At 73.5% G+C, this 17,762-nt stretch carries 17 protein-coding genes and 2 pseudogenes; 3 read left to right on the top strand and 16 right to left on the bottom strand.

Annotation, left to right across the window (positions count from 1 at the left end; translation table 11 throughout):
• Window positions 1–31 precede the first annotated feature (31 nt).
• From FB457_RS18090 to FB457_RS18065, 7 genes and pseudogenes are all read right to left on the bottom strand, one after another.
• Window positions 32–934, bottom strand: coding sequence for an aromatic prenyltransferase (locus FB457_RS18090; RefSeq protein WP_078898544.1), 903 nt, complete (start codon window positions 932–934; stop codon window positions 32–34).
• A gap of 381 nt (window positions 935–1,315) precedes the next feature.
• Entirely contained in the window at window positions 1,316–2,131 is an 816-nt protein-coding gene (locus FB457_RS18085; protein ID WP_253911505.1) for an SAM-dependent methyltransferase, read from the bottom strand.
• A 29-nt stretch (window positions 2,132–2,160) separates the two neighbouring features.
• Window positions 2,161–3,357, bottom strand: a complete 1,197-nt coding sequence (locus FB457_RS18080; RefSeq protein ID WP_253911504.1) for a hypothetical protein — start codon at window positions 3,355–3,357, stop codon at window positions 2,161–2,163.
• Window positions 3,358–3,538: 181 nt separating this feature from the next.
• Window positions 3,539–3,808 (bottom strand): hypothetical protein, encoded by a 270-nt coding sequence (locus FB457_RS36240; protein WP_253911681.1) that lies wholly within the window; start codon window positions 3,806–3,808, stop codon window positions 3,539–3,541.
• A gap of 146 nt (window positions 3,809–3,954) precedes the next feature.
• A pseudogene (locus FB457_RS36235) lies at window positions 3,955–4,107 on the bottom strand (hypothetical protein); the annotation flags it as partial.
• 75 nt (window positions 4,108–4,182) lie between these two features.
• Window positions 4,183–4,700 (bottom strand): annotated as a pseudogene (locus FB457_RS18070) (GntR family transcriptional regulator); the annotation flags it as partial.
• Between the two features lie 131 nt (window positions 4,701–4,831).
• Window positions 4,832–5,509, bottom strand: a complete 678-nt coding sequence (locus FB457_RS18065) for a lytic polysaccharide monooxygenase auxiliary activity family 9 protein (RefSeq protein ID WP_047019091.1) — start codon at window positions 5,507–5,509, stop codon at window positions 4,832–4,834.
• A 164-nt stretch (window positions 5,510–5,673) separates the two neighbouring features.
• Between FB457_RS18065 and FB457_RS18060 the strand changes: the two genes are divergently transcribed.
• Window positions 5,674–6,252: a dihydrofolate reductase family protein gene (locus tag FB457_RS18060; RefSeq protein WP_047019090.1), complete on the top strand. Its 579-nt coding sequence runs from the start codon at window positions 5,674–5,676 to the stop codon at window positions 6,250–6,252.
• Window positions 6,253–6,275: 23 nt separating this feature from the next.
• On the opposite strand, the gene FB457_RS18055 is transcribed toward FB457_RS18060, so the two are convergent.
• The 4 genes from FB457_RS18055 to FB457_RS18040 form a co-directional block, all read right to left on the bottom strand.
• The gene (locus tag FB457_RS18055; RefSeq protein ID WP_145782411.1) at window positions 6,276–7,823 is read right to left on the bottom strand and encodes an MFS transporter; all 1,548 of its coding nucleotides are present in this window, start codon (window positions 7,821–7,823) and stop codon (window positions 6,276–6,278) included.
• An 89-nt stretch (window positions 7,824–7,912) separates the two neighbouring features.
• On the bottom strand, window positions 7,913–8,947 hold the full coding sequence (locus FB457_RS18050) for a Ppx/GppA family phosphatase (protein ID WP_253911503.1): 1,035 nt from the start codon (window positions 8,945–8,947) through the stop codon (window positions 7,913–7,915).
• An 81-nt stretch (window positions 8,948–9,028) separates the two neighbouring features.
• Window positions 9,029–9,601 (bottom strand): GNAT family N-acetyltransferase, encoded by a 573-nt coding sequence (locus FB457_RS18045; RefSeq protein WP_047019087.1) that lies wholly within the window; start codon window positions 9,599–9,601, stop codon window positions 9,029–9,031.
• A 55-nt stretch (window positions 9,602–9,656) separates the two neighbouring features.
• Window positions 9,657–10,310: an HhH-GDP family DNA glycosylase gene (locus tag FB457_RS18040; protein WP_145782410.1), complete on the bottom strand. Its 654-nt coding sequence runs from the start codon at window positions 10,308–10,310 to the stop codon at window positions 9,657–9,659.
• Between the two features lie 217 nt (window positions 10,311–10,527).
• On the opposite strand from FB457_RS18040, the gene FB457_RS18035 reads away from it, so the two are divergent.
• Complete coding sequence (locus tag FB457_RS18035; RefSeq protein WP_047019085.1) at window positions 10,528–11,352, top strand: LLM class F420-dependent oxidoreductase; 825 nt, start codon at window positions 10,528–10,530, stop codon at window positions 11,350–11,352.
• 48 nt (window positions 11,353–11,400) lie between these two features.
• Here FB457_RS18035 and FB457_RS18030 read toward each other — a convergent pair whose 3' ends face one another.
• Together FB457_RS18030 and FB457_RS18025 are read right to left on the bottom strand one after the other, a co-directional pair.
• Window positions 11,401–12,579 (bottom strand): FUSC family protein, encoded by a 1,179-nt coding sequence (locus FB457_RS18030; RefSeq protein WP_047019084.1) that lies wholly within the window; start codon window positions 12,577–12,579, stop codon window positions 11,401–11,403.
• A 205-nt stretch (window positions 12,580–12,784) separates the two neighbouring features.
• Complete coding sequence (locus tag FB457_RS18025) at window positions 12,785–13,684, bottom strand: hypothetical protein (protein ID WP_145782409.1); 900 nt, start codon at window positions 13,682–13,684, stop codon at window positions 12,785–12,787.
• Between the two features lie 205 nt (window positions 13,685–13,889).
• Between FB457_RS18025 and FB457_RS18020 the strand changes: the two genes are divergently transcribed.
• Window positions 13,890–14,426, top strand: coding sequence for a tellurite resistance TerB family protein (locus FB457_RS18020; RefSeq protein WP_486589071.1), 537 nt, complete (start codon window positions 13,890–13,892; stop codon window positions 14,424–14,426).
• 64 nt (window positions 14,427–14,490) lie between these two features.
• On the opposite strand, the gene FB457_RS18015 is transcribed toward FB457_RS18020, so the two are convergent.
• The 3 genes from FB457_RS18015 to FB457_RS18005 all read right to left on the bottom strand — a co-directional run bounded on the left by FB457_RS18015 (window position 14,491) and on the right by FB457_RS18005 (window position 17,746).
• Window positions 14,491–15,207: a DinB family protein gene (locus FB457_RS18015; RefSeq protein WP_047019082.1), complete on the bottom strand. Its 717-nt coding sequence runs from the start codon at window positions 15,205–15,207 to the stop codon at window positions 14,491–14,493.
• A gap of 100 nt (window positions 15,208–15,307) precedes the next feature.
• On the bottom strand, window positions 15,308–16,738 hold the full coding sequence (locus FB457_RS18010) for a dihydrolipoyl dehydrogenase family protein (protein ID WP_145782407.1): 1,431 nt from the start codon (window positions 16,736–16,738) through the stop codon (window positions 15,308–15,310).
• Window positions 16,739–16,834: 96 nt separating this feature from the next.
• Window positions 16,835–17,746 carry a helix-turn-helix domain-containing protein gene (locus FB457_RS18005; RefSeq protein ID WP_047019080.1) on the bottom strand — a complete coding sequence of 304 codons (912 nt, stop codon included), beginning with the start codon at window positions 17,744–17,746 and terminating at the stop codon, window positions 16,835–16,837.
• Between the last annotated feature and the right edge of the window lie 16 nt (window positions 17,747–17,762).

Genomic DNA, 17,762 nt, shown 5'->3' with positions numbered 1-17,762 from the left:
CTCCTTGTGCTCACTTGCTTTCCGGCCGGTTTCAGTCCGCGGGGCGTACGCGGTCGGAAACCTGGGATGACATCTGGTAGTACGAGGCGAGCTTGAAGAACTCCTCGCCCCTCGCCACCGTGCCGGCGTAGACGTAACTCGGCTCGCCGCCGTGCACGGTCGGCATGTCGCGGGCGAACCTCCCGACCTCGGGCGCTATCCGGGACGGCAGCAGATCCGGGTCCGAGGTCCGGGTGGAGAAGCACATACGCTCGATCCGGGTGGTGTCCCAGCCGAAGGTCGGGTACATGGCGTACGAGGTGCCGATGAACTCCAGCATGTGCTCACTCGGCTCCGGCAGCCCCATGTCGCGCAGGGTGGGGATGAGGGCGTCGGGGCGGGTGTATTCCGGGGTGAGCCCGCTGACGTAGAGGTTCCAGCTGCGGCTGCGGTAGTCGACGCCGATGGCGGAGACCTTGCCGTCGAGCCCGGCCTCGGCGAAGGAATCGGCGTGCGCGGCGAGGCCCGGCGGAATGGACGGCAATTCCGTGAGTGCCTTCATGCTCTGCGGTTTGGCGAGCGGAAAGAACGTCACCGCTTTCCGGAAACCGCCGACGACGCCGAAATCCACCGCGTAGGCGTCGACGGGAAAACGGTCGCGGATCTCGGTGAACAGTCCCGTGATCGCGTGGTCGGTCTCTTCGAGCAGACCGCCGGCGACCGCGGCGGCATAAGGGTCGCCCGCCTCGGTGGGCAGGGTGAAGTCGAAGGCCAGCTCGCCCCGGTAACGCTCGCCCGTTCCCATGCTGAAGATGATGTGGGCGTCGTCCACGAGCCACTTGCCGAACGTGTCCAGGGCCGGCCAGATCTTCTCCCGGGCACACGGCGCATCCACCAGTCTGGAAGTCTGCTCGACGGCCGAATAGATGGTTTCCAGCTTGGTGGCCTCGGGCATTCTTCCCTCCAGAGGGGTCGACCTCGGTTGAGTCATCGGAACCGCAAATTCCTAGCCGGACTGCCCGAAGCAGGCGTGGGCAAGGGTGAACACCCCGCTGTCGGCCTGGGAACACGCCCGGATCCTCCCAGCCCTCGCTTGCCTTTGACTTTACGATGGCTTGGCGATCGCTTGACAGCCGCGCCGCCGCCGGAAATGGAATGCTGGATATTCACAGCCAGTGTACGGCCGGGGACAATTAGTCAATTAAACCGGCGGGCAGCGGCCGGGGGGCCGCGCATTCACGGCGGCGGGACCGGACCCGCACCGCACGCGGGCGGCCGCCGCCGGGGAGTCCCCGGCGGCGGCCGTCACCGCACGCGCCTCACGGCGCGGTTCGCCTCACGCCTTGCGGAGCACCGCCCCGTAGGCGTCGCACGCGTTCTGCGCCTCGCCTGCCGGGCGCCAGCGGCTCACCGGAACCAGACCGGGGTCGACCGGAGTCCAGGGCGCCAGGATCCGCTCCAGCTCCGCGCGGTCCCGGTCGATCAGCGGGTCGCTGGCCCGGCGGAAGATCTCGATGACGTCGGGAACGCGCGGGTCGATGTCGGAGGAGATGTGGTTGACCGACAGGAAGCTGCCCGGCACCACCGCCTCGTGGATCCGGGACACGATGGCCGCCGGGTCCTCCTCGTCGGTGATGAAGTGCAGGATGCCCGAGAGCAGAACGCCGACCGGCAACGTGAAGTCCAGGGTGGACCTGACGACTTCGTCGAAGAGGATGGTGTCCGGGTCGCGCACGTCGCCCTCGAGGGCCACCGTGTACTCGCCGTCGGCCTGGAGGGCCGCCATGTGCGCGACGGCGACGGGGTTCTTGTCGACGTAGACGACCCGGGTGTCCGGCGCGATGCGGTGGGCGACCTCGTGGACGTTGTCGTAGATGCCCGTGGGCATGCCCCCGCCGATGTCGAGGATCTGCCGCACCCCGGCCTCGCCTACCCAGTACTCGACGGTGCGGTCGACGAAGAGCCGCTGCTCCCGCGTGAGCACCTTGAGGTCGGGCATGATGCGCTCGGCCTCCTCCAGCAGGTCGCGGTCGGCGTGCACGTTGTCACGGCCGCCCAGCGCGTAGTCCCAGAAGCGCGACGGGTGGGGCTTGCGCGCGTCCGGCAGCGGCATTCTCCCCTCACGCCCGGCCTCGTTCCCGTCAACCGCCATGTCCGCCTCCGTACCCCCGGCCACCGGTCTCACTCGCCGCCGAGTGTGATCGAGGTGTCGATGAACTCGTTGGTCACCAGGTCCCCGGGGGCCAGCCCGTCCTTGATCGGCTTCTTCTGCGCCTCGAAGACCGGCCCGGCGAGGTCGATCAGCTCCTGCACCCGCCCGGTGTCGAACTCGCCCACGGGCTTGCCCGGGTCGGCGACGAGGTCGAGCGCCCTCATCTGCTCCACCGAGTACTTCCCGACGCCCTTGGAGAACGGCTGGTCGGCCTTGAAGGTGTCGCGCAGCTCGATGACCTTGTCGATCACCGGGTCCGGGTTCTCCATCAGGTCGACCGCGCCCTGCTGGATGACGGGCACGAGCTTCTTCAGGCACGGCGCCAGCTCGGCCTTGTCCGCCGGGCGGATCACCGGCGAGGGGCCGGGGTTGGGGTAGTACTCGTAGGCGAGCTGCGACGCGACCGGCTTGCCCCAGTCGGGCAGCTCCTCCTCGTAGATGTACGGGTCCTCGGTCGCGTACCCCGAGGTGGCGATGGTGCCGCCGGCGGCGACGAAGCGCGCGGGGGAGCCGTCGCCCGAGCTGTCGACCTGGTCCTTCTTCAGGATGCCCTTGCTGGTCAGGTAGTCCATGTAGGGCGTGGGGACGTAGACGACGGTGGTGTCGGTCCTGCCGATGTCCTCGATCGACTTCACGTCCGGGTGCTTCTCCGGGTCCCACATGATGACCTGCGGGTTCTTCGCCAGCAGCGACATCACCGCGAGCGTCGGCTGCCTGCCGGAGTTCTGGATCGCCTCGTCGAAGCCCTGGGGGATGCCCAGGTGGATGCTGTCGTCCGTGTACATCTGCGAGGACGTCGGGTTGAAGCCGATCGCCGGGCCGCCGGAGCGCAGCTCCAGCTTCACGCCGGTGTCCTTGCCGCCGGAGGCGACGAGCGGCGCGGTGACCTTCTTGGCGTTGGCGTCGACGTCCATGTCGTCGCCGAGGAGCTGGTACATCGCACCGGCGGAGGTGATGTCCGGCCACCATGCCGTCTGGACCACGATCGTCTCCGGGCACTCCTTGCTCAGGTCCGTGGCACCGCCGGCCTCGGCGGCCGGGGAGGCGCTGTTCTTGCCGTCATCGCCGCCGTCGTCGTCGCCGTCGCCACAGGCGGCCAGCACGGACAGCATCGCTGCGGCGGCGGCGAGGGGGACCGCCTTTCTACGCACGTGGTGCAGAGACATGTGAGATCCATCGACGATCGGGCGGCCGGGGGCCGGTCGGGCTGACGGGGGGCCGGACTGACTGATGACTGATCATAGACATGCCTTCCGCGCATACGTTCGGCGCGCTCCCCGGTCGAGTTCCTTTTGCAACATCGGCGTTGGCGCGCCGGAGCCCTGTCATTCCGTGCGGCCGCCCGCGTCAGCCGTGCGGCAGGGCGCGGCGGGCGCAGGCGCGGACGTCCGCGTCCGGGTCGGCGGCGACGGTGGCGAGCGCGGCGGCGACGAAGGCGCCGGCGGCCCGGTGCTCCAGCAGGGCGAGGACGGGGGCGCGGCGTACCGCGGCGTCGGGGTCGGCGAGGTAGGGCCGCCGTTCGTCGAGCGCGAACTGCTCCTCGGCGAGCGCCAGTACGCCGAGGATCCGCGGGTCGCCCGCGGGCGCGTGAGCCGCGGCCGGCGCGCGGCGCGCCACCGGCGCGGGCTCCCGGCGCGGCCTCGCCGCGGACCTCGCCGAGGTGCCGCTCGGGCCCGCCGCGGGGGCTCGTATCCGGCGGCCGGAACCACGTACGGCTCGACCGGGCGGGCGGTGAACTCCATCGCGCCGGACGGCGACCTGCGCAGGTCAAGGTGGTGCAGCCAGCGCTTGTCGTCGCGCTCCGGGTGGTCGGTGCGCCGATGGTGCAAGCCCCAGCGGGACTCGGTGCGGGCCGGCGAGGCGCGCGCGGCCATCTCGGCGCAGTCGCGGATGAAGGTGACCTCGGCGCAGCGCATCAGCTCGTGCGGCGTCCGCGCGCCCATCGCGGCGATCTCCGTGCGCATCCGCTCGAAGCTCTCCAGCGCCAGCGAGGGCAGGTACGTCAGGTCCAGGGCGAGCGGCCGCAGCCGCTCCACGTGCAGCACCCCGCCGCCCTCGGGCGCGCCGAGGCGCTCGGCGACGCAGGCGGGGGCGGCGACGGGGCTCGCGGTGCGGATCTCGTTGGGGTGACGCGGCCGTGCTCGTGGAGCGTCCCGGCCAGGCCCTGCAGCCGGTCGAGCCCGTGCGCGTACTTCTCCGCGACGACCACCGTGCCCACCCCCGGCACCCGCTCCACCAACCGCTCGGAGCGCAGCAGGTCGAGCGCCTGGCGCGCGGTGTTGCGGGTGGCGCCGTAGTCGGCGCCGAGGTCCGACTCGTGCGGCAGTACGCCGCCCGCGTACGCGCCGCCGAGCACCTGGCCGCGGAGGAGGTCGGCCAACTGCCGCGCCCGGTCCGCGCGCAGCCCGCGGCACCGCGCGGCGGCCGTGCCGTGCCCGCCCGCACCGCCGCCGGCCGGGCTCGGACGGCCGGCGGCGGGCTGCTCTCCCAGGCATGCTGCGGAAGGCATGACGGCACCTTAGGCGCGCGCCGCGCGGAAGTGTGCTGCCGCAGTGTTGCGCCATCCCCGAGCGCCCGCGGTACGGGCCTGAGCCGGGACGACGCCGGGCGGCTACGGACTTCCGCCAGCCAGGGGCGCGGCTAGAACGTCACGTCGCTGCAGAAGAAGTAGATCTGGTCCGCGTGCGACGCCTTCCAGATGGTGTAGACGATGTGGTGCCCGCTGCGGCCGGGCGCGCTGGCGTTCGCGGTGTAGTGGTTGGCGGGACCGTACGGCCCCGCGGTGGCCACGCGCTCCAGGTCGGCCCAGTCGAGCGCGTCGGTCTTCGCGTCGTAGCCCTGCCGGGTCACGTAGACGTACAGGTAGTCGGCGCCGTGGTACGCCTGGTCGAGGACGTCGACGGTGAAGTTCGTGCCGAGGGAGTCGGTCTTCCACGGGCCCGGGGTGTCCATGGAGTCGTAACGGCCGTCCTGGGTGCGGCCGGCGCTGCAGAGCTGGTTGTCGGGGATGTGGGCCTGGAAGTTGCCGCCGGTGCCCTCGCGGTAGAGGCCGTTCCAGTTCCACATGCCGTTGGTGTCGTGCTGCCACGCCTGCCAGCACATGGGGTCCTGCTGCTGCATGTCCGGGTTCTGGAAATCGCTTCCCCAGCGCTGCCAGCAGCCGTAGTTGCGGGAGACGGGGTCGGCGGCGGAGCCATGGGCCTGGGCGGTGCCGCCGGTCCAGGGCGTCAGCAGGAGCGCGGCGGCGGCCAGGACGGCCAGGAGGGCGCGGACGGGCAGGCTCCGCGCGTCGGTGCGATCGTTCGATGGCGGTGACACTGCGACTCCTCCTCCGGGAGGGGGTGGGGGACATGGGAATGGGAGCGCTCCCATGTTCCGGACCCTGCCCGGCGGCGCCCGTACGAAACCTGCGCGGCGATGAGTTTCGGTCCCCCGCCCCGTCCTACCCCGTACCCGATCGACGTCCTTCCGAGGAGCGCATCATGACCGCCACGTACACGTTCGACGTCTTCAGCAGCCTGGACGGCTACGGCGCCGCCGGCGGCGACTGGACCGGCTACTGGGGCAAGCAGGGCCCCGAACTGCTCGACCGCCGCCTCGGCCTCTACAGCGAGGAGCAGCGGATGGTCTTCGGCGCCCACACCCACCGGCTCTTCGCGCAGATGGTCGCCGACAGCTCCGAGGGCGACGACGTGCGCGACCCGTGGGTCACCCGGATGACCCAACTGCCCGCGACCGTCGTGTCGACCACCCTGGCGGAGTCCCTCGACTGGCCGGACGCGACCGTCGCGCGCGGCGACGCCGTCGACGTGGTCGCCCGGATGAAGGAGGAGTCGGACGTGCCGCTGCGCTCGCACGGCAGCCTGTCGATGAACCGGGCCCTGATGGCCGCCGGCCTGGTCGACCTGGTGCACGTCACGCTCTTCCCCGTGATCACCGGGCGGTCCGGGCTCGCTCCGATCTTCGAGGGCGCGGCCGACTTCGACCTCGACCTGATCGAGACCCGGACCCTCGACGGCTCCATCCAGGAGCTGATCTACCGGCCCACCCTGCACGGCTGAGCCCGGCCGCCGCCCCGGCGGGGTCAGAGCGGGTTCCGGCGCTGGGTGCGTACGACCTCCTCCGCCTCCGCCGCCGTGGCCACCGCGGGCGGTGAGCCCTCCAGCGGCAGGCCCGCCGTCTCCGTCAGCAGCGAGACGGAGACGATGCCGACGACGGCGAAGGCCATCGTGTAGTACGCCGCCGCCATCGGCGTGTCCAGGACGTGCACCAGCCCCTCGATGACCGCGGGGGTGGTGCCGCCGAAGACCGCGACGGAGAGGTTGTAGCCGATGGCCAGCGAGCCGTAGCGGACCTCCGTGGGGAAGAGCGCCGGCAGCGTAGCCGACATGGTGCCCTGGAGGCAGATGAGGCAGGCGCCCAGCAGGAGCATGCCGCCGAAGACGGCGAGGACGGCCCCCTCGCGCACCAGGATGTAGGCCGGCGCGCTCACCACGAAGAAGCCGGCCATGCCGATCATCAGCAGCGGTTTGCGGCCGATCCTGTCGTTGGCGCGGCCGACGAGCGTGACCACAGAGATCATCGCGACCATCGTGGCGATGACCACGGCGAGCTGCTCGGCGCGCGGCCAGTCCAGGATTTCCGTGAGATACGTCGGCATGTACGTGAGCAGCATGTAGTTCGCCACGTTGTACGCCGCCACCAGCGCGATGCACAGCAGCATCGTCTGCCGCTGCCCCGCCATGATCCGCCGCAGCTCCCCCGGTGTCTGCTTCCCCTCGGCCCTCCCGCCCTCGGCCTTCCGGCCCAGGGCGGGCTCGGCCTCGCCCGTCACCTCCGCCACGGTGGCCCGGCCCGCCTCGGACTTCACGAAGGCGGGTGTCTCCTCCAGCCGCAGCCGCAGGTAGAGGCCGATCGCGCCGAGCGGGCCGCCGATGAGGAACGGGATGCGCCAGCCCCAGGAGGCCATGCCGTCCTCGCCGATGCCCGCGGTGAGCACGAGGACGAGCCCGGAGGCGCCGATGTAGCCGGCGAGGGTGCCCATCTCCAGGAAGCTGCCGTAGTAGCCGCGCCGCTTGTCGGGGGCGTACTCGGCGATGAAGGTCGCCGCGCCGCCGTACTCGCCGCCGGTGGAGAAGCCCTGCGCCAGCCGGGCGATGATGAGCAGCAGGGGCGCCCACAGGCCGATGGTGTCGTAGCTGGGGATGAGGCCGATGGAGAAGGTCGCCGACGCCATCAGGATCATCGTCAGCGCCAGCACCTGCTTGCGGCCGACGCGGTCGCCGAGCGGGCCGAAGAAGGCACCGCCCAGGGGGCGTACGGCGAAGGAGACCGCGAAGGTCGCCAGCGACAGTATCGTCCGGGTGCCCTCGCTGGCACCGGAGTAGAAGACGTCGCCGAGGGTGACCGCGAGGTAGGCGTAGATGCCGTAGTCGAACCACTCCATGGCGTTGCCCAGCGCGGCGGCGCGCACGGCGCGGCGGATCTCGGGCTCCTCGGTGACGGTGATCTCGCTCAGCCGCCACCGGGGCCGGAGCTTGGCCTGCGCCACGCGGAAGAGGAGGGGGTGGCGTCTTCGGGCCGCGGGATCCCGGGCCGTGCTGCCGTCGTTGTCCTGGGCCTCTGCGTCCATGAGATCCGGGGTACCACGCCGCCCGCCGCCATCGTCGTCAACGCGCCGCCGCAGCCGCCGGTTCGGCCCTGGAGTCGGCCGGGGCGGCCTCAGTTCGCCAGGTTGATCTGCGTCCTGATCGCGTCGAGGCCGAGGCCCGGGTGCGCCTTGCGCTGGCCCGGTACGCGCGGCTCGTCGCCGGGCGGGGCCGTCCACCAGCTCATGCTGCCCTCCTCGACGGTGCGCAGCAGGATGCCCTCGCGGATCGCCCAGGGGCAGACGGTGACCACGTCGATACTCATCAGCTTCATGGCGGTGTGCGCGACGACCGCGCCGGCCAGCGACTGCCGCGCGCGGGCCGGCGAGATGCCGGGCAGCCGGGCGCGTTCCGCGGCGGGCAGCCCGCGCAGTTGCTTGACCGCGCGGCGGAGGTCCTCCTGCGCCATCGTGCGGGGGACGAACGGGCCGTGCCGCCCGGGTGCGGCGCCGCAGAGGCGGGCGAGCTGCTGCATCGTGCGGGAGGTGACGACGGTGGTACGGGGCGCCTCCCAGCGGATGCGCGCGGCCACGTCGCGCAGCCGGTGCCGCACGTGGCGGCGTACGGCCTTGACGGCGGCGGGCGGCGGCGGGTCGTGCCTGCCGAAGAACTCGCGGGTCAGCCGGGCGGCGCCCAGCGGCAGCGCGACGGCGAAGTCGGGCAGCCGGCTGCGGCCGCAGGCGACCTCGAAGGAGCCGCCGCCGATGTCGAGCACGGCCATCGGCCCGGCGCGCCAGCCCATCCACCGGCGGGCCGCCAGGAACGTCAGTTCGGCCTCCGTCTCGCCGGGCAGCAGTTGCAGGACCACGTCGGTGCGTTCGCGGACGGCGCGGACGATGTCACGCGCGTTGGGGGCGTCGCGTACGACCGCGGTGGCGAAGGCGAACGGCTCCGCCACCCCCCAGCGCGCGGCCTCCTCACGCGCGGCGCCCACGGCGGCGGCCAGCTCCCCGACCGCCCGGTCGCCGAGCCGCCCGTCGGGGCCGGCGAGCTCCGCGAGGCGCAGTTGCCGCTTGGCCGTGTGCAGGGGCAGCGGCACCTGGCCGTCCGCGTCCGCGACCACCAGGCGCACCGTGTGGGATCCCGCATCGATCACGCCGACTCTCATTCGGCCTCACGTACCCCATTCGGCGGCATTTTAGACATCCCTCCTCTTCCGACCCGGGTGCCCCGGGCTCGCCGTGCGCGCTCAGCGCAGGTCGAGCCGCATCAGGACCCGGGGGTGGCCGGCCAGCACCGACGTCGTGTCGGCGGCGTGGGTGAAGCCGGCGCGCTCGAAGTTCTTCCTCAGCCCGGCGTACGCCATCGTCAGGTCGACCCGGGCGGTGCCGTTGTCCAGCGGGTACGCCTCGACCACCGGGGCGCCGTGGGCGCGGGCGAAGTCGACCGCGCCGGCGATGAGGGAGTGCGAGATGCCCTTCTTGCGGTGGCCGGGGCGTACCCGTACGCACCACAGCGCCCACACCGGCAGGTCGTCGAGGCGGGGGATCTTGCGGTTGCGCGCGAAGGTCGTCTCCGCCCGCGGCGCCACCGCCGCCCACCCCACCGGCTCGTCCCCGTCGTAGGCCAGCACCCCGGGCGCCGGCTCGGCGGCGCAGAGCCCGGCGGCGTACTCGCCGCGGGCGGGCCCGCGCAGCTCCTGGTTGAGCCGGGAGGGGATCCGGTAGCTCAGGCACCAGCAGACGCTGGCGTCCGGGGACTTCGGCCCGAGCACCGCCCGGACGTCCTCGAAGACCGAGGCGGGGCGGACGTCGATGGTCATGCCACCGAGGATGCCATGCGGGGGCCGCCCGCCCGGGCGGCGGTGGCGCCCGGCCTCACGCGTGCGTGAGCTCCCTGACCTGCTGCGCCGCGCCCTTGTCCAGCGCGCAGTGCACCAGCGCCGCCGTGAACCGCGGGAGCTGCGGCTCCCCCACGAGCCGGGCGAGCCGGGAGGGGTCCTCCGGCAGGCCCACCTTGCCGGCGCCCTGCACGACCTTGGCGTCGATGTACGGGGCGGCCTCCGGCCAGACGCCCTGGACCTCGCGGAGGAAGATCGCCGCGCCCGCGGGGCCGAGGCCCGGGAACCGCCGGAGCAGCGCACCCATCCGGGTGGTGTCGCCGTCCGCCTCGCGGCGCAGCCCGCGCAGGTCGCCGCCGTAGGTGTCGAGCAGCAGCCGGGCACCGTCGCCGAGCTGGGTCGCGGTTCTCTCGTCGTAGCGCCGGTAGCCGCCCTCGCCGAGGACCCGGACCCGCCGCCGCCAGGTGGCGTCGGCCATCCGCTGCGGACTGCCCAGACCGGCCTGGAACAGCGCGCGGGCCGTGCCGACCGCGACGCCCGCCCGGATCCGGGCGCTGAGCAGGCCGGAGAGCACGAGCAGTTGGTAGAGGGGCTGCGGGGTGTTGCGAAGCCGGATGCCCGCGTCCTCGGCGTACGTGGTCCCGTAGCCGTCCAGGAGAGCGTGCACCGTACGTTGCTGGTTCTGGGTCACCGTTCCGTCCTCCGGGCTCGCGGGTACCGCCGGCCGCGCGGGCCGCGGGACGCGGCGGTCCTCTGCAGCCAACTGTGCCATCGCGGCGCCGGGACCGCCCGCCGGACGGTGGCCGGCGGCTGCCGATCTTGCGGCCCGCCTCCGCGGTGTGCGACCGTGCGTGGCGCGCGTAGCCCAGCGGGTACGCGACGTGTGTACCCGAGAGAGGTGGCCGCCCGTGAAGTTCGGGGTGTCGACGTTCCTGACCGACGAGGGCATCGCGCCCGCGGTGCTCGGGCGGGCGCTGGAGGAGCGCGGCTTCGACGCGCTGTTCGTCGCCGAGCACACGCACATCCCGGTCGACCGGCGCTCGCCGCTGCCGGCCGGCGGCGAGCTGCCGCGGAAGTACTACCGCACGCTCGATCCGTTCGTGGCCCTGGCGGCGGCGGCCCCGGTGACCCGGAACCTGCTGCTGGGCACCGGCATCGCGCTGGTCGTGGAGCGGGACCCGATCGTCACCGCGAAGGAGGTCGCCACGCTCGACCTGGTCTCGGGCGGCCGGGTGGCCTTCGGCGTCGGCGCGGGCTGGAACCGCGAGGAGATGCGCAACCACGGCACGGAGCCGCGCACCCGCGGAAAGCTGCTGGACGAGCGGATGCGCGCGATGATCGCGCTGTGGACGCAGGACGAGGCGGAGTTCCACGGCGAGTTCGTCGACTTCGACCCGGTGTTCTGCTGGCCGAAGCCAGTGCAGCGCCCGCATCCGCCGGTCTACGTGGGCGGGGGCGGCGAGCCCGCCTTCGAGCGCGTCGCGGCGTTCGGCGCGACGTGGCTGCCGAGCCGGGTGCCGCCCGGCGAGCTGGGCGGGCGGATGCGGCGGCTGCGGGAGGTGGCGGGCGACGCGCCGGTGGTGCCGTACTCCGCGTCCCACGAGCCGGCGGCCCTGGAGACGTACGCGGAGCTGGGTCTCGAGCGGGTGCTGCTCGATCTGCCGACGCTGCCGGAGGCGGAGTCGCTGCGGGCGCTGGACGAGCTGGCGTCGGCGGCCGCGGCGTACCGCTGACACGGGCGGTACGGGCCGAAAGGGCCGCCGGGCCGCGCTGCCGCGTGGTCAGCGGGTGAGCCAGGCGCTGAGGCGGGAGAGCCGCGGGATGCGCTCGCGGTAGTCGCGGCTGCTGCGGTCGAGCGCCTCCAGCAGGCGTGCGGAGCGGTGTTCGGTGTCGAGTTCGTCGAGGACCCGGTTGACGTCGGCGAGGAGCGCGCCGTACAGGAACCAGTTCTCCTCGTCGCGTCCCACGGTCTCCAGGAGCAGGGACTCCACCCGGTCCCGTACGGAACGGGCCGCGGACAGGTCCGCCTCCAGCCGGCCGGCCGCGGTCTCGGCGCTCTCGGAGACCTCCGTCGCGACCAGTTGCGCGAAGCTCACCAGCGCGTCGCCCAGGTAGGCGAAGAGGTCCTGGAGCGCCGCGCCCGCGTCGCGCGGGAAGAGCGGCTCCCCCTTCCGCCGGGCGTGCGCGAGGTCCGACAGGCTCCGGGTGAGGACGCGCAGCACCACCGCGCAGATCTCCAGCGTGTCGAGACCGGTGCGCAGGACCGCCCGGTGCATCAGGCCCTCGCGCACCCGGGGGTTGAGCCGCAGGCTGTCCTCGGCGCGGCGCAGCGAGGTGTCGACCTCGCCGACGAACTCGTCCAGCTCGCGCGCCGCCTCCAGCCGGTCGGCGGCGACCGACGGCGGGGTGACCTCGGTGAGCTGCTCGGTGCTGCGCAGCAGCAGGCGGCGCATGCGGCGGGCCAGGTCCTCGATGGCGTCGCCCGCGCTCTCCACCCACACCGGGGGCGCCAGCACCAGGTTGAACGTGAGGCCCACGGCGGCGCCGGTGAGCGTCTCCAGGATCCGGGTGAACGCCGTGTCCTCCACGTGGGCGACGCCCAGGACGAGCATCGCGCTGATCGCCACCTCGGGCACGAACTCGCTCACCCGCACGATGCGACCCGCGACCAGCGAGCTGACGATGATCAGCCCGAGGCTCCACCAGCTCAGCCCGACCAGCGCGCTGAACCCGCTGGCGATCAGCACCCCGACCACGACGGCCGTGACACGCCGGATGCCGGTGGTGAGGGTGGCGTAGAAGGTCACCTGGACGACGAGCAGCGCGGTCAGCGGCGCCGTGAGCGGCTTGGGGCCGTTGGTGAGCTGGAGGGCGACGACGTACGCGATCGTGGCGGCCATGGTGGCGCGCACCGTCTGCGCCACGGCGGGCGCGCGGAGCCGCTCGACGAGTCCTGCCATGCGCGGGCGCCCCTTGAGGGCGTCGGCGGTGTACGACTTCAGCGCTCCTCCCGGTGACGTCGCGCGCTGCGCGCGCCGCGGCGGTCCGCCGCGGCGGCGGTGCTCAAGGCCAAGGTCTCACAGCGAGCGCCCCGGCCCGGCGCGCGGAGCCACCCCCTCGGGTCCGCGTAGGCCGAGGGGGTGGCGCGGGGTGGTCCGGCGGGGGTCAGCCGCCGATCACCGCGCTCGACGGCACCCGGTCCGCCGGCACCGAGAACACCGCGACGTACGGCCGCGGATCCCGGCACGCGCCGCCCGCCCTCACTGGCCGCAGCCGCCGCGACGTGATCTCCAGCAGCAGATCCTCGCCGCAGCCCCGCCCCGTGAAGGCGAAGCGCCGCGCGGGACCCGGCAGCACCGAGTCGTACAGGCTCCCCAGCCTGCTCTCCAGCGCCGCGGTCGCCGCCGCCGGCAATGGGCGCGCGAACGCGCCGAACTGGTCCGGCTGGCTCACCTCGGCCGCCCGTGGCGCACGCCCCGCCGCGGCGCCGCCGAGCGGCGCGAACGCGAGGAGCTCCGCCGGTCCCGGCGGCCCCGGCGGGGCGCCGCCGATCCTCGGGTCCGTCCCGGCGTCCTTCTCCGGGACGGCGAAGACCGCGAGCACGTCCCACGGGCTGTCGCACGTCTCGTACGTCCTCGTATCGGTGAGCCGCGCCGCGTAGCCGGTGTTCTCGTCGTACGTGAGCACCGCGCCCCCGGCGCTGGTGCAGCCGCTGCTCCAGCCCGTGGCGACCAGGACCTCGGCGTCCAGGTCGCGGGCGAGCAGCTTCCCGCGCAGCTCGCCGCCGATGCCCTCCTGCGGATACCAGCCGGCGAACGCCCGCACGTCCGCCGGCGTCCGCAGCAGCGTGCGGACCGCCGCGAGTCCGTGCCCCTGCTCGAAGTGCACGGTCTTTGCCCCGGGCACCACCGCGCCGTCGGCGCCGCCGGGGCCGGAGCCGGGTGCGCCGTCCCGGCCCGCCACCGCCCACCACACGCAGCCCGCGAGCAGCGCGCCCACGACGATCGCCGCCGTGATCAGCCACGTGCCGCCGCGCGGCCGTACGCCTGTCCGAGCCCCCGTCATGCCGTTCCCCCCTCGTTCCCCCGTACGCCTCTCGGACGGCGCCCCGCCCCCCGGGGTTCCCCCGTTCCCCCGGACGGGTACATGCGGAACCCCCGCGTCCCGCCGAGGCGTTGAGAGACTGACCGCGGCACCGCGGTCTTCGGTACGACGACCGGAACCGACGAGCCGGGCGGACGCCCGCAACCCGAGGTGGCATTCAGTGTCGATGTTTGATCGGATCAAGGACCAGGCGAAGGGACTTCAGCAGTCCCGGGGCGGAGCGCGGTCGGGGAGCCAGGGCTCGACGGGCTCGGGCGGTGGTTCCAGGGCCCAGCTCGTGAGCATGTTCAAGTCGCAGCTCAGCTCGATGAAGACGGAGCTGAAGAGCGGCGCGTACCGGGACGCCACCATGGCGGTCTGTGCGCTCGTGGCCGCGGCGGACGGGCACGTGCACCCCGCCGAGCGGGAGCGCATGGAGTCGATGATCATGACCAACGACGTGCTGCAGAACTTCCCGCCGGAGCAGTTGCGGCAGCGGTTCACCAAGCACCTCGACCGGCTCACGGTCGACTTCCATGCGGGCAAGGCGGAGGCGCTGCAGGAGATCGCCAAGGCCAAGAAGAAGGCGGCGGAGGCGCGGGCGGTGATCCAGACCGGGTTCGTCATCGCCGGTGCCGACGGCCACATCGACCCGGCCGAGCAGCAGGTGCTCCGCGAGGCGTGCTCGGCGCTCGGGCTGCCGCCCTCGGAGTTCGGCATCTGAGGCCGGACGCCCGGCGGTTCGCGTGCCTCGTACGTTGCGGGGGCGTACGGGGCACGCGCCACTCTCAGGTCCCGGTGCCGCGGGCCCGCCACAGGTCGCGGAGGAGCGCGATCTCCGCCATGTGGTGGATGAACTCCAGGTTGCCCGCCCACAGCACCTCGACGTAGGCGTTGTCGGCGTCGGAGGCGTACGGGTTCTGCGAGAAGCCGACCGTGTCCAACTGCTCCTCGGTGACGGCGGCGACGCTGTCGCGCCAGCGGTCGACGTCCGCCCAGAACCGCGCGAGCGCCAGTTCGGCGGAGGGTGTGAAGTCGACCAGCAGCTTCGGGTCCCGGCGCCGCTCGCCGAAGGTCCACTCCCAGCCGCCTGCGATGCCCGAGTGCAGATGCCCCAGCCGCCACGCGATGGTGGTGACCGGGGTCTCGTCGGGCTCCAGCGGGCCGGTGTGGGCGAGGACTTCGCGGACCCGCTCGACGCTCACGTCCCAGTCCCGGGCCACCTTCTCCACGGACATGCCCCCGGCGACGTCCTGCGCCACCCCGGCGTACTCGCTGTGGGGGATGTCCGCGGCGCCCTTGTCGAGCACCCACTCCCCCGGCCCGTACGCCCGCGGCGTGACCGCCTCCGACCGGCGCCGCACCGACCAGCAGCCGGGCACCGGCTCCCAGCGGAACTCCTCGTCGCCGAGCCCGGCGAGCCGCAGCTCCGCCGCCTGACTGGCCATGTCGAACTGGTCGAGCAGCAGGCTCAACCGCCCGCTTCCCGCACGCCCCTCCGCCATCCCCGTCTCCCTCCGCGGCCGCGAGTCTCGCGGCGGCGCTGCGGAGGCTAGCGGCCGCAGGGCGCGGAGGGCGACGGGATTTTCCGGGGCCGGGGCGCGGTCAGCCGCGGTACGCCTCCAGCAGCCGCAGCCACACCTCGCTGATCGTGGGGTACGACGGGACCGCGTGCCACAGCCGGCTCACCGGCACCTCGCCGGCGACCGCGATGGTCGCCGAGTGGATCAGCTCCCCCACCCCGGGGCCGACGAAGGTGACGCCGCGCAGGATCTCCTCGTCGACGTCGACGACCATGCGCGCCCGCCCGCGGTAGCCGTCCGCGTACAGCCCGGCGCCCGCGACCGAGCCCAGGTCGGCGTCCACCGCGCGCACCCGGTGCCCGGCCCGTTCCGCCTCGGCCAGCGACATCCCGACGGCCGCGGCCTCCGGGTCGGCGAAGACGACCTGCGGGACGGCACCGTGGTCGGCGGTCGCGGCGTGTGCGCCCCACGGGTCCGACTCCAGCAGCGGGACGCCCTGCGCGCGGGCGGCGATGGCCGCACCGGCGATGCGCGCCTGGTACTTGCCCTGGTGGGTGAGGAGCGCGCGGTGGTTGACGTCCCCGACCCCGTACAGCCACTCGCTGCCCTCGACCCGCAGGCTGTCGTCCACCGCCAGCCAGGAGCCGGGCTCCAGGCCCACGGTCTCCAGGCCGATGTCGTCGGTACGGGGCGCACGGCCGGTGGCGAAGAGGATCTCGTCGGCCTCGAGGGTGTCGCCGGCGTCGGTGGTCGCGAGGACCGTGCCGTTCTCGCGGACCACGGAGGTGACGGAGGTGCCGGTACGCACCTGGGCGCCGGCCTCGGTCAGCGCCTCGGTGACCAGCTCGCCGGCGAAGGGCTCCATGCGGTCCAGCAGGCCGCCGCCGCGGACGAGGACGGTGACCCGGGAGCCGAGCGCCTGCCAGGCGGTGGCCATCTCGACGCCCACCACGCCGCCGCCGACGACGATGAGCCGCCCGGGGACGACCGCGGAACTCGTGGCCTCCCGGCTGGTCCACGGCTTGACGTCGGCCAGGCCGGGCAGCCGGGGCAGCAGGGCGCGGCTGCCGGTGCAGACGGCGACGGCGTGCCCGGCGGTCAGCGTGCGCACCACACCGTCGGCGTCGGTCACCTCCACGGTGCGCGGCCCGGCGAGGCGGCCCCGGCCGCGGTAGAGGTCGGCGCCGATGCCGTCGAGCCAGGCGACCTGGCCGTCGTCCTCCCAGTGCGAGGTGAACGCGTCCCGGCGGGCGAGGACCGCGGCCGCGTCCAGGCCGCCGGCCACCAGGCCGCTCAGCCCGGGGAGGCGGCGGGCGTCGGCGCGGGCGAGCACCGGCCGCAGCAGGGCCTTGCTGGGCATGCAGGCCCAGTACGAGCACTCGCCGCCGACGAGTTCACTCTCGACGACCGCGGTGGACAGGCCGGCCGCCCGGGTGCGGTCCGCCACGTTCTCGCCCACGGGACCGCCGCCGATGACCACCACGTCGTACGCAAAGGATTCCGTTTTCACCATGGGGTCAGTGTGGCTCGTGGCTACGCGGGGGCGGCACAGCGCCCCGCGGGGTGTGTCGCCCGGCCGCGGTCACCGCGCCCGGGCCGTACGGCGCCGTCAGTGGCCGTGCAGCAGGCGGGTGAGGAAAACGGCGGCGTCGGTGCCGGTGCTGGTGGCCGCAGCGAGGTTGTCCAGCGCCAGCCGGTAGCGGTCGACCTCGCCGGGCTTGTCGATGCGCACCGTGCCGGTGAGCTGGTCCAGGCAGACCACGTCCGGCAGTTCGGGCTCGGCGAACCGCAGCATCGTCATCGGCTGCGCCACCGCGGCCGTGCCGCCGGCCGCCAGCGGCACCACGTCCAGCGTGACCGTGGGGTGTTCGAGGTGCAGCCGGAGCAGGTGCCGCAACTGGCCCTCCATCACCCCCGGGGCGCCGACGGAGCGCCGCAGCGCGGCCTCGTCGAGCAGCACCCAGCAGCGCGGCGGGTCGGCGCGGGTCAGGGCCTGCTGGCGGCGTTCCAGCAGGTGCAGCCGGCGCTCCACCGTCTGCACCGGGTCGCGCGGGAAGCCGAGCTGGGTGATCGCGCGGGCGTACGCGGCCGTCTGCAGCAGGTCCGGGATGCGCTGGGACTGGTAGCTGCGGATGACGGTGGCAGCCTCCTCCAGGCCGAGGTGGGTCTCCGCCTGACTGGGTATCAGGTCGCTGTACTCCTGCCACCAGCTCGGCGCGTTGGCGCCGCGGGTGAGCGCCGCGAACTCGTCGAGCACGTCCTCGTCGGTGACGCCGTAGAAGTCGAGCAGCGCCGCGACGTCGTGGTCCTTGCAGCCGCCCTGGCCCAGCTCCAGCCGGCACAGCTTGGCGACCGAGGCGCCGATCTCGCGGGCGGCCGCCTGCAACTGGATGCCGCGGTCCTGGCGGAGCCGGCGCAGCCGGGAGCCGAGGACGGACCTGCAGACGGGCCGGCCGCCGCGCTCGTGTTCGCCGGCGAGCGGGATCCCGGGGTCGTGCACCGCCGCCGTGGGCACCGTCATCGGTCCTCCGCAGGCA

This window comes from Streptomyces sp. CNZ287, assembly GCF_007827615.1.
This window is presented reverse-complemented; position numbering and strand designations above follow the sequence as displayed.

Coding starts and splice junctions, on each gene's coding strand:
- FB457_RS18090 (WP_078898544.1), bottom strand. CDS start 934: ATGCCCGAGGCCACCAAGCTGGAAACCATCTATTCGGCCGTCGAGCAG.
- FB457_RS18085 (WP_253911505.1), bottom strand. CDS start 2,131: ATGGCGGTTGACGGGAACGAGGCCGGGCGTGAGGGGAGAATGCCGCTG.
- FB457_RS18080 (WP_253911504.1), bottom strand. CDS start 3,357: ATGTCTCTGCACCACGTGCGTAGAAAGGCGGTCCCCCTCGCCGCCGCC.
- FB457_RS18060 (WP_047019090.1), top strand. CDS start 5,674: ATGACCGCCACGTACACGTTCGACGTCTTCAGCAGCCTGGACGGCTAC.
- FB457_RS18055 (WP_145782411.1), bottom strand. CDS start 7,823: ATGGACGCAGAGGCCCAGGACAACGACGGCAGCACGGCCCGGGATCCC.
- FB457_RS18050 (WP_253911503.1), bottom strand. CDS start 8,947: ATGAGAGTCGGCGTGATCGATGCGGGATCCCACACGGTGCGCCTGGTG.
- FB457_RS18045 (WP_047019087.1), bottom strand. CDS start 9,601: ATGACCATCGACGTCCGCCCCGCCTCGGTCTTCGAGGACGTCCGGGCG.
- FB457_RS18030 (WP_047019084.1), bottom strand. CDS start 12,579: ATGGCAGGACTCGTCGAGCGGCTCCGCGCGCCCGCCGTGGCGCAGACG.
- FB457_RS18025 (WP_145782409.1), bottom strand. CDS start 13,684: ATGACGGGGGCTCGGACAGGCGTACGGCCGCGCGGCGGCACGTGGCTG.
- FB457_RS18020 (WP_486589071.1), top strand. CDS start 13,890: ATGTTTGATCGGATCAAGGACCAGGCGAAGGGACTTCAGCAGTCCCGG.
- FB457_RS18015 (WP_047019082.1), bottom strand. CDS start 15,207: ATGGCGGAGGGGCGTGCGGGAAGCGGGCGGTTGAGCCTGCTGCTCGAC.
- FB457_RS18010 (WP_145782407.1), bottom strand. CDS start 16,738: ATGGTGAAAACGGAATCCTTTGCGTACGACGTGGTGGTCATCGGCGGC.
- FB457_RS18005 (WP_047019080.1), bottom strand. CDS start 17,746: ATGACGGTGCCCACGGCGGCGGTGCACGACCCCGGGATCCCGCTCGCC.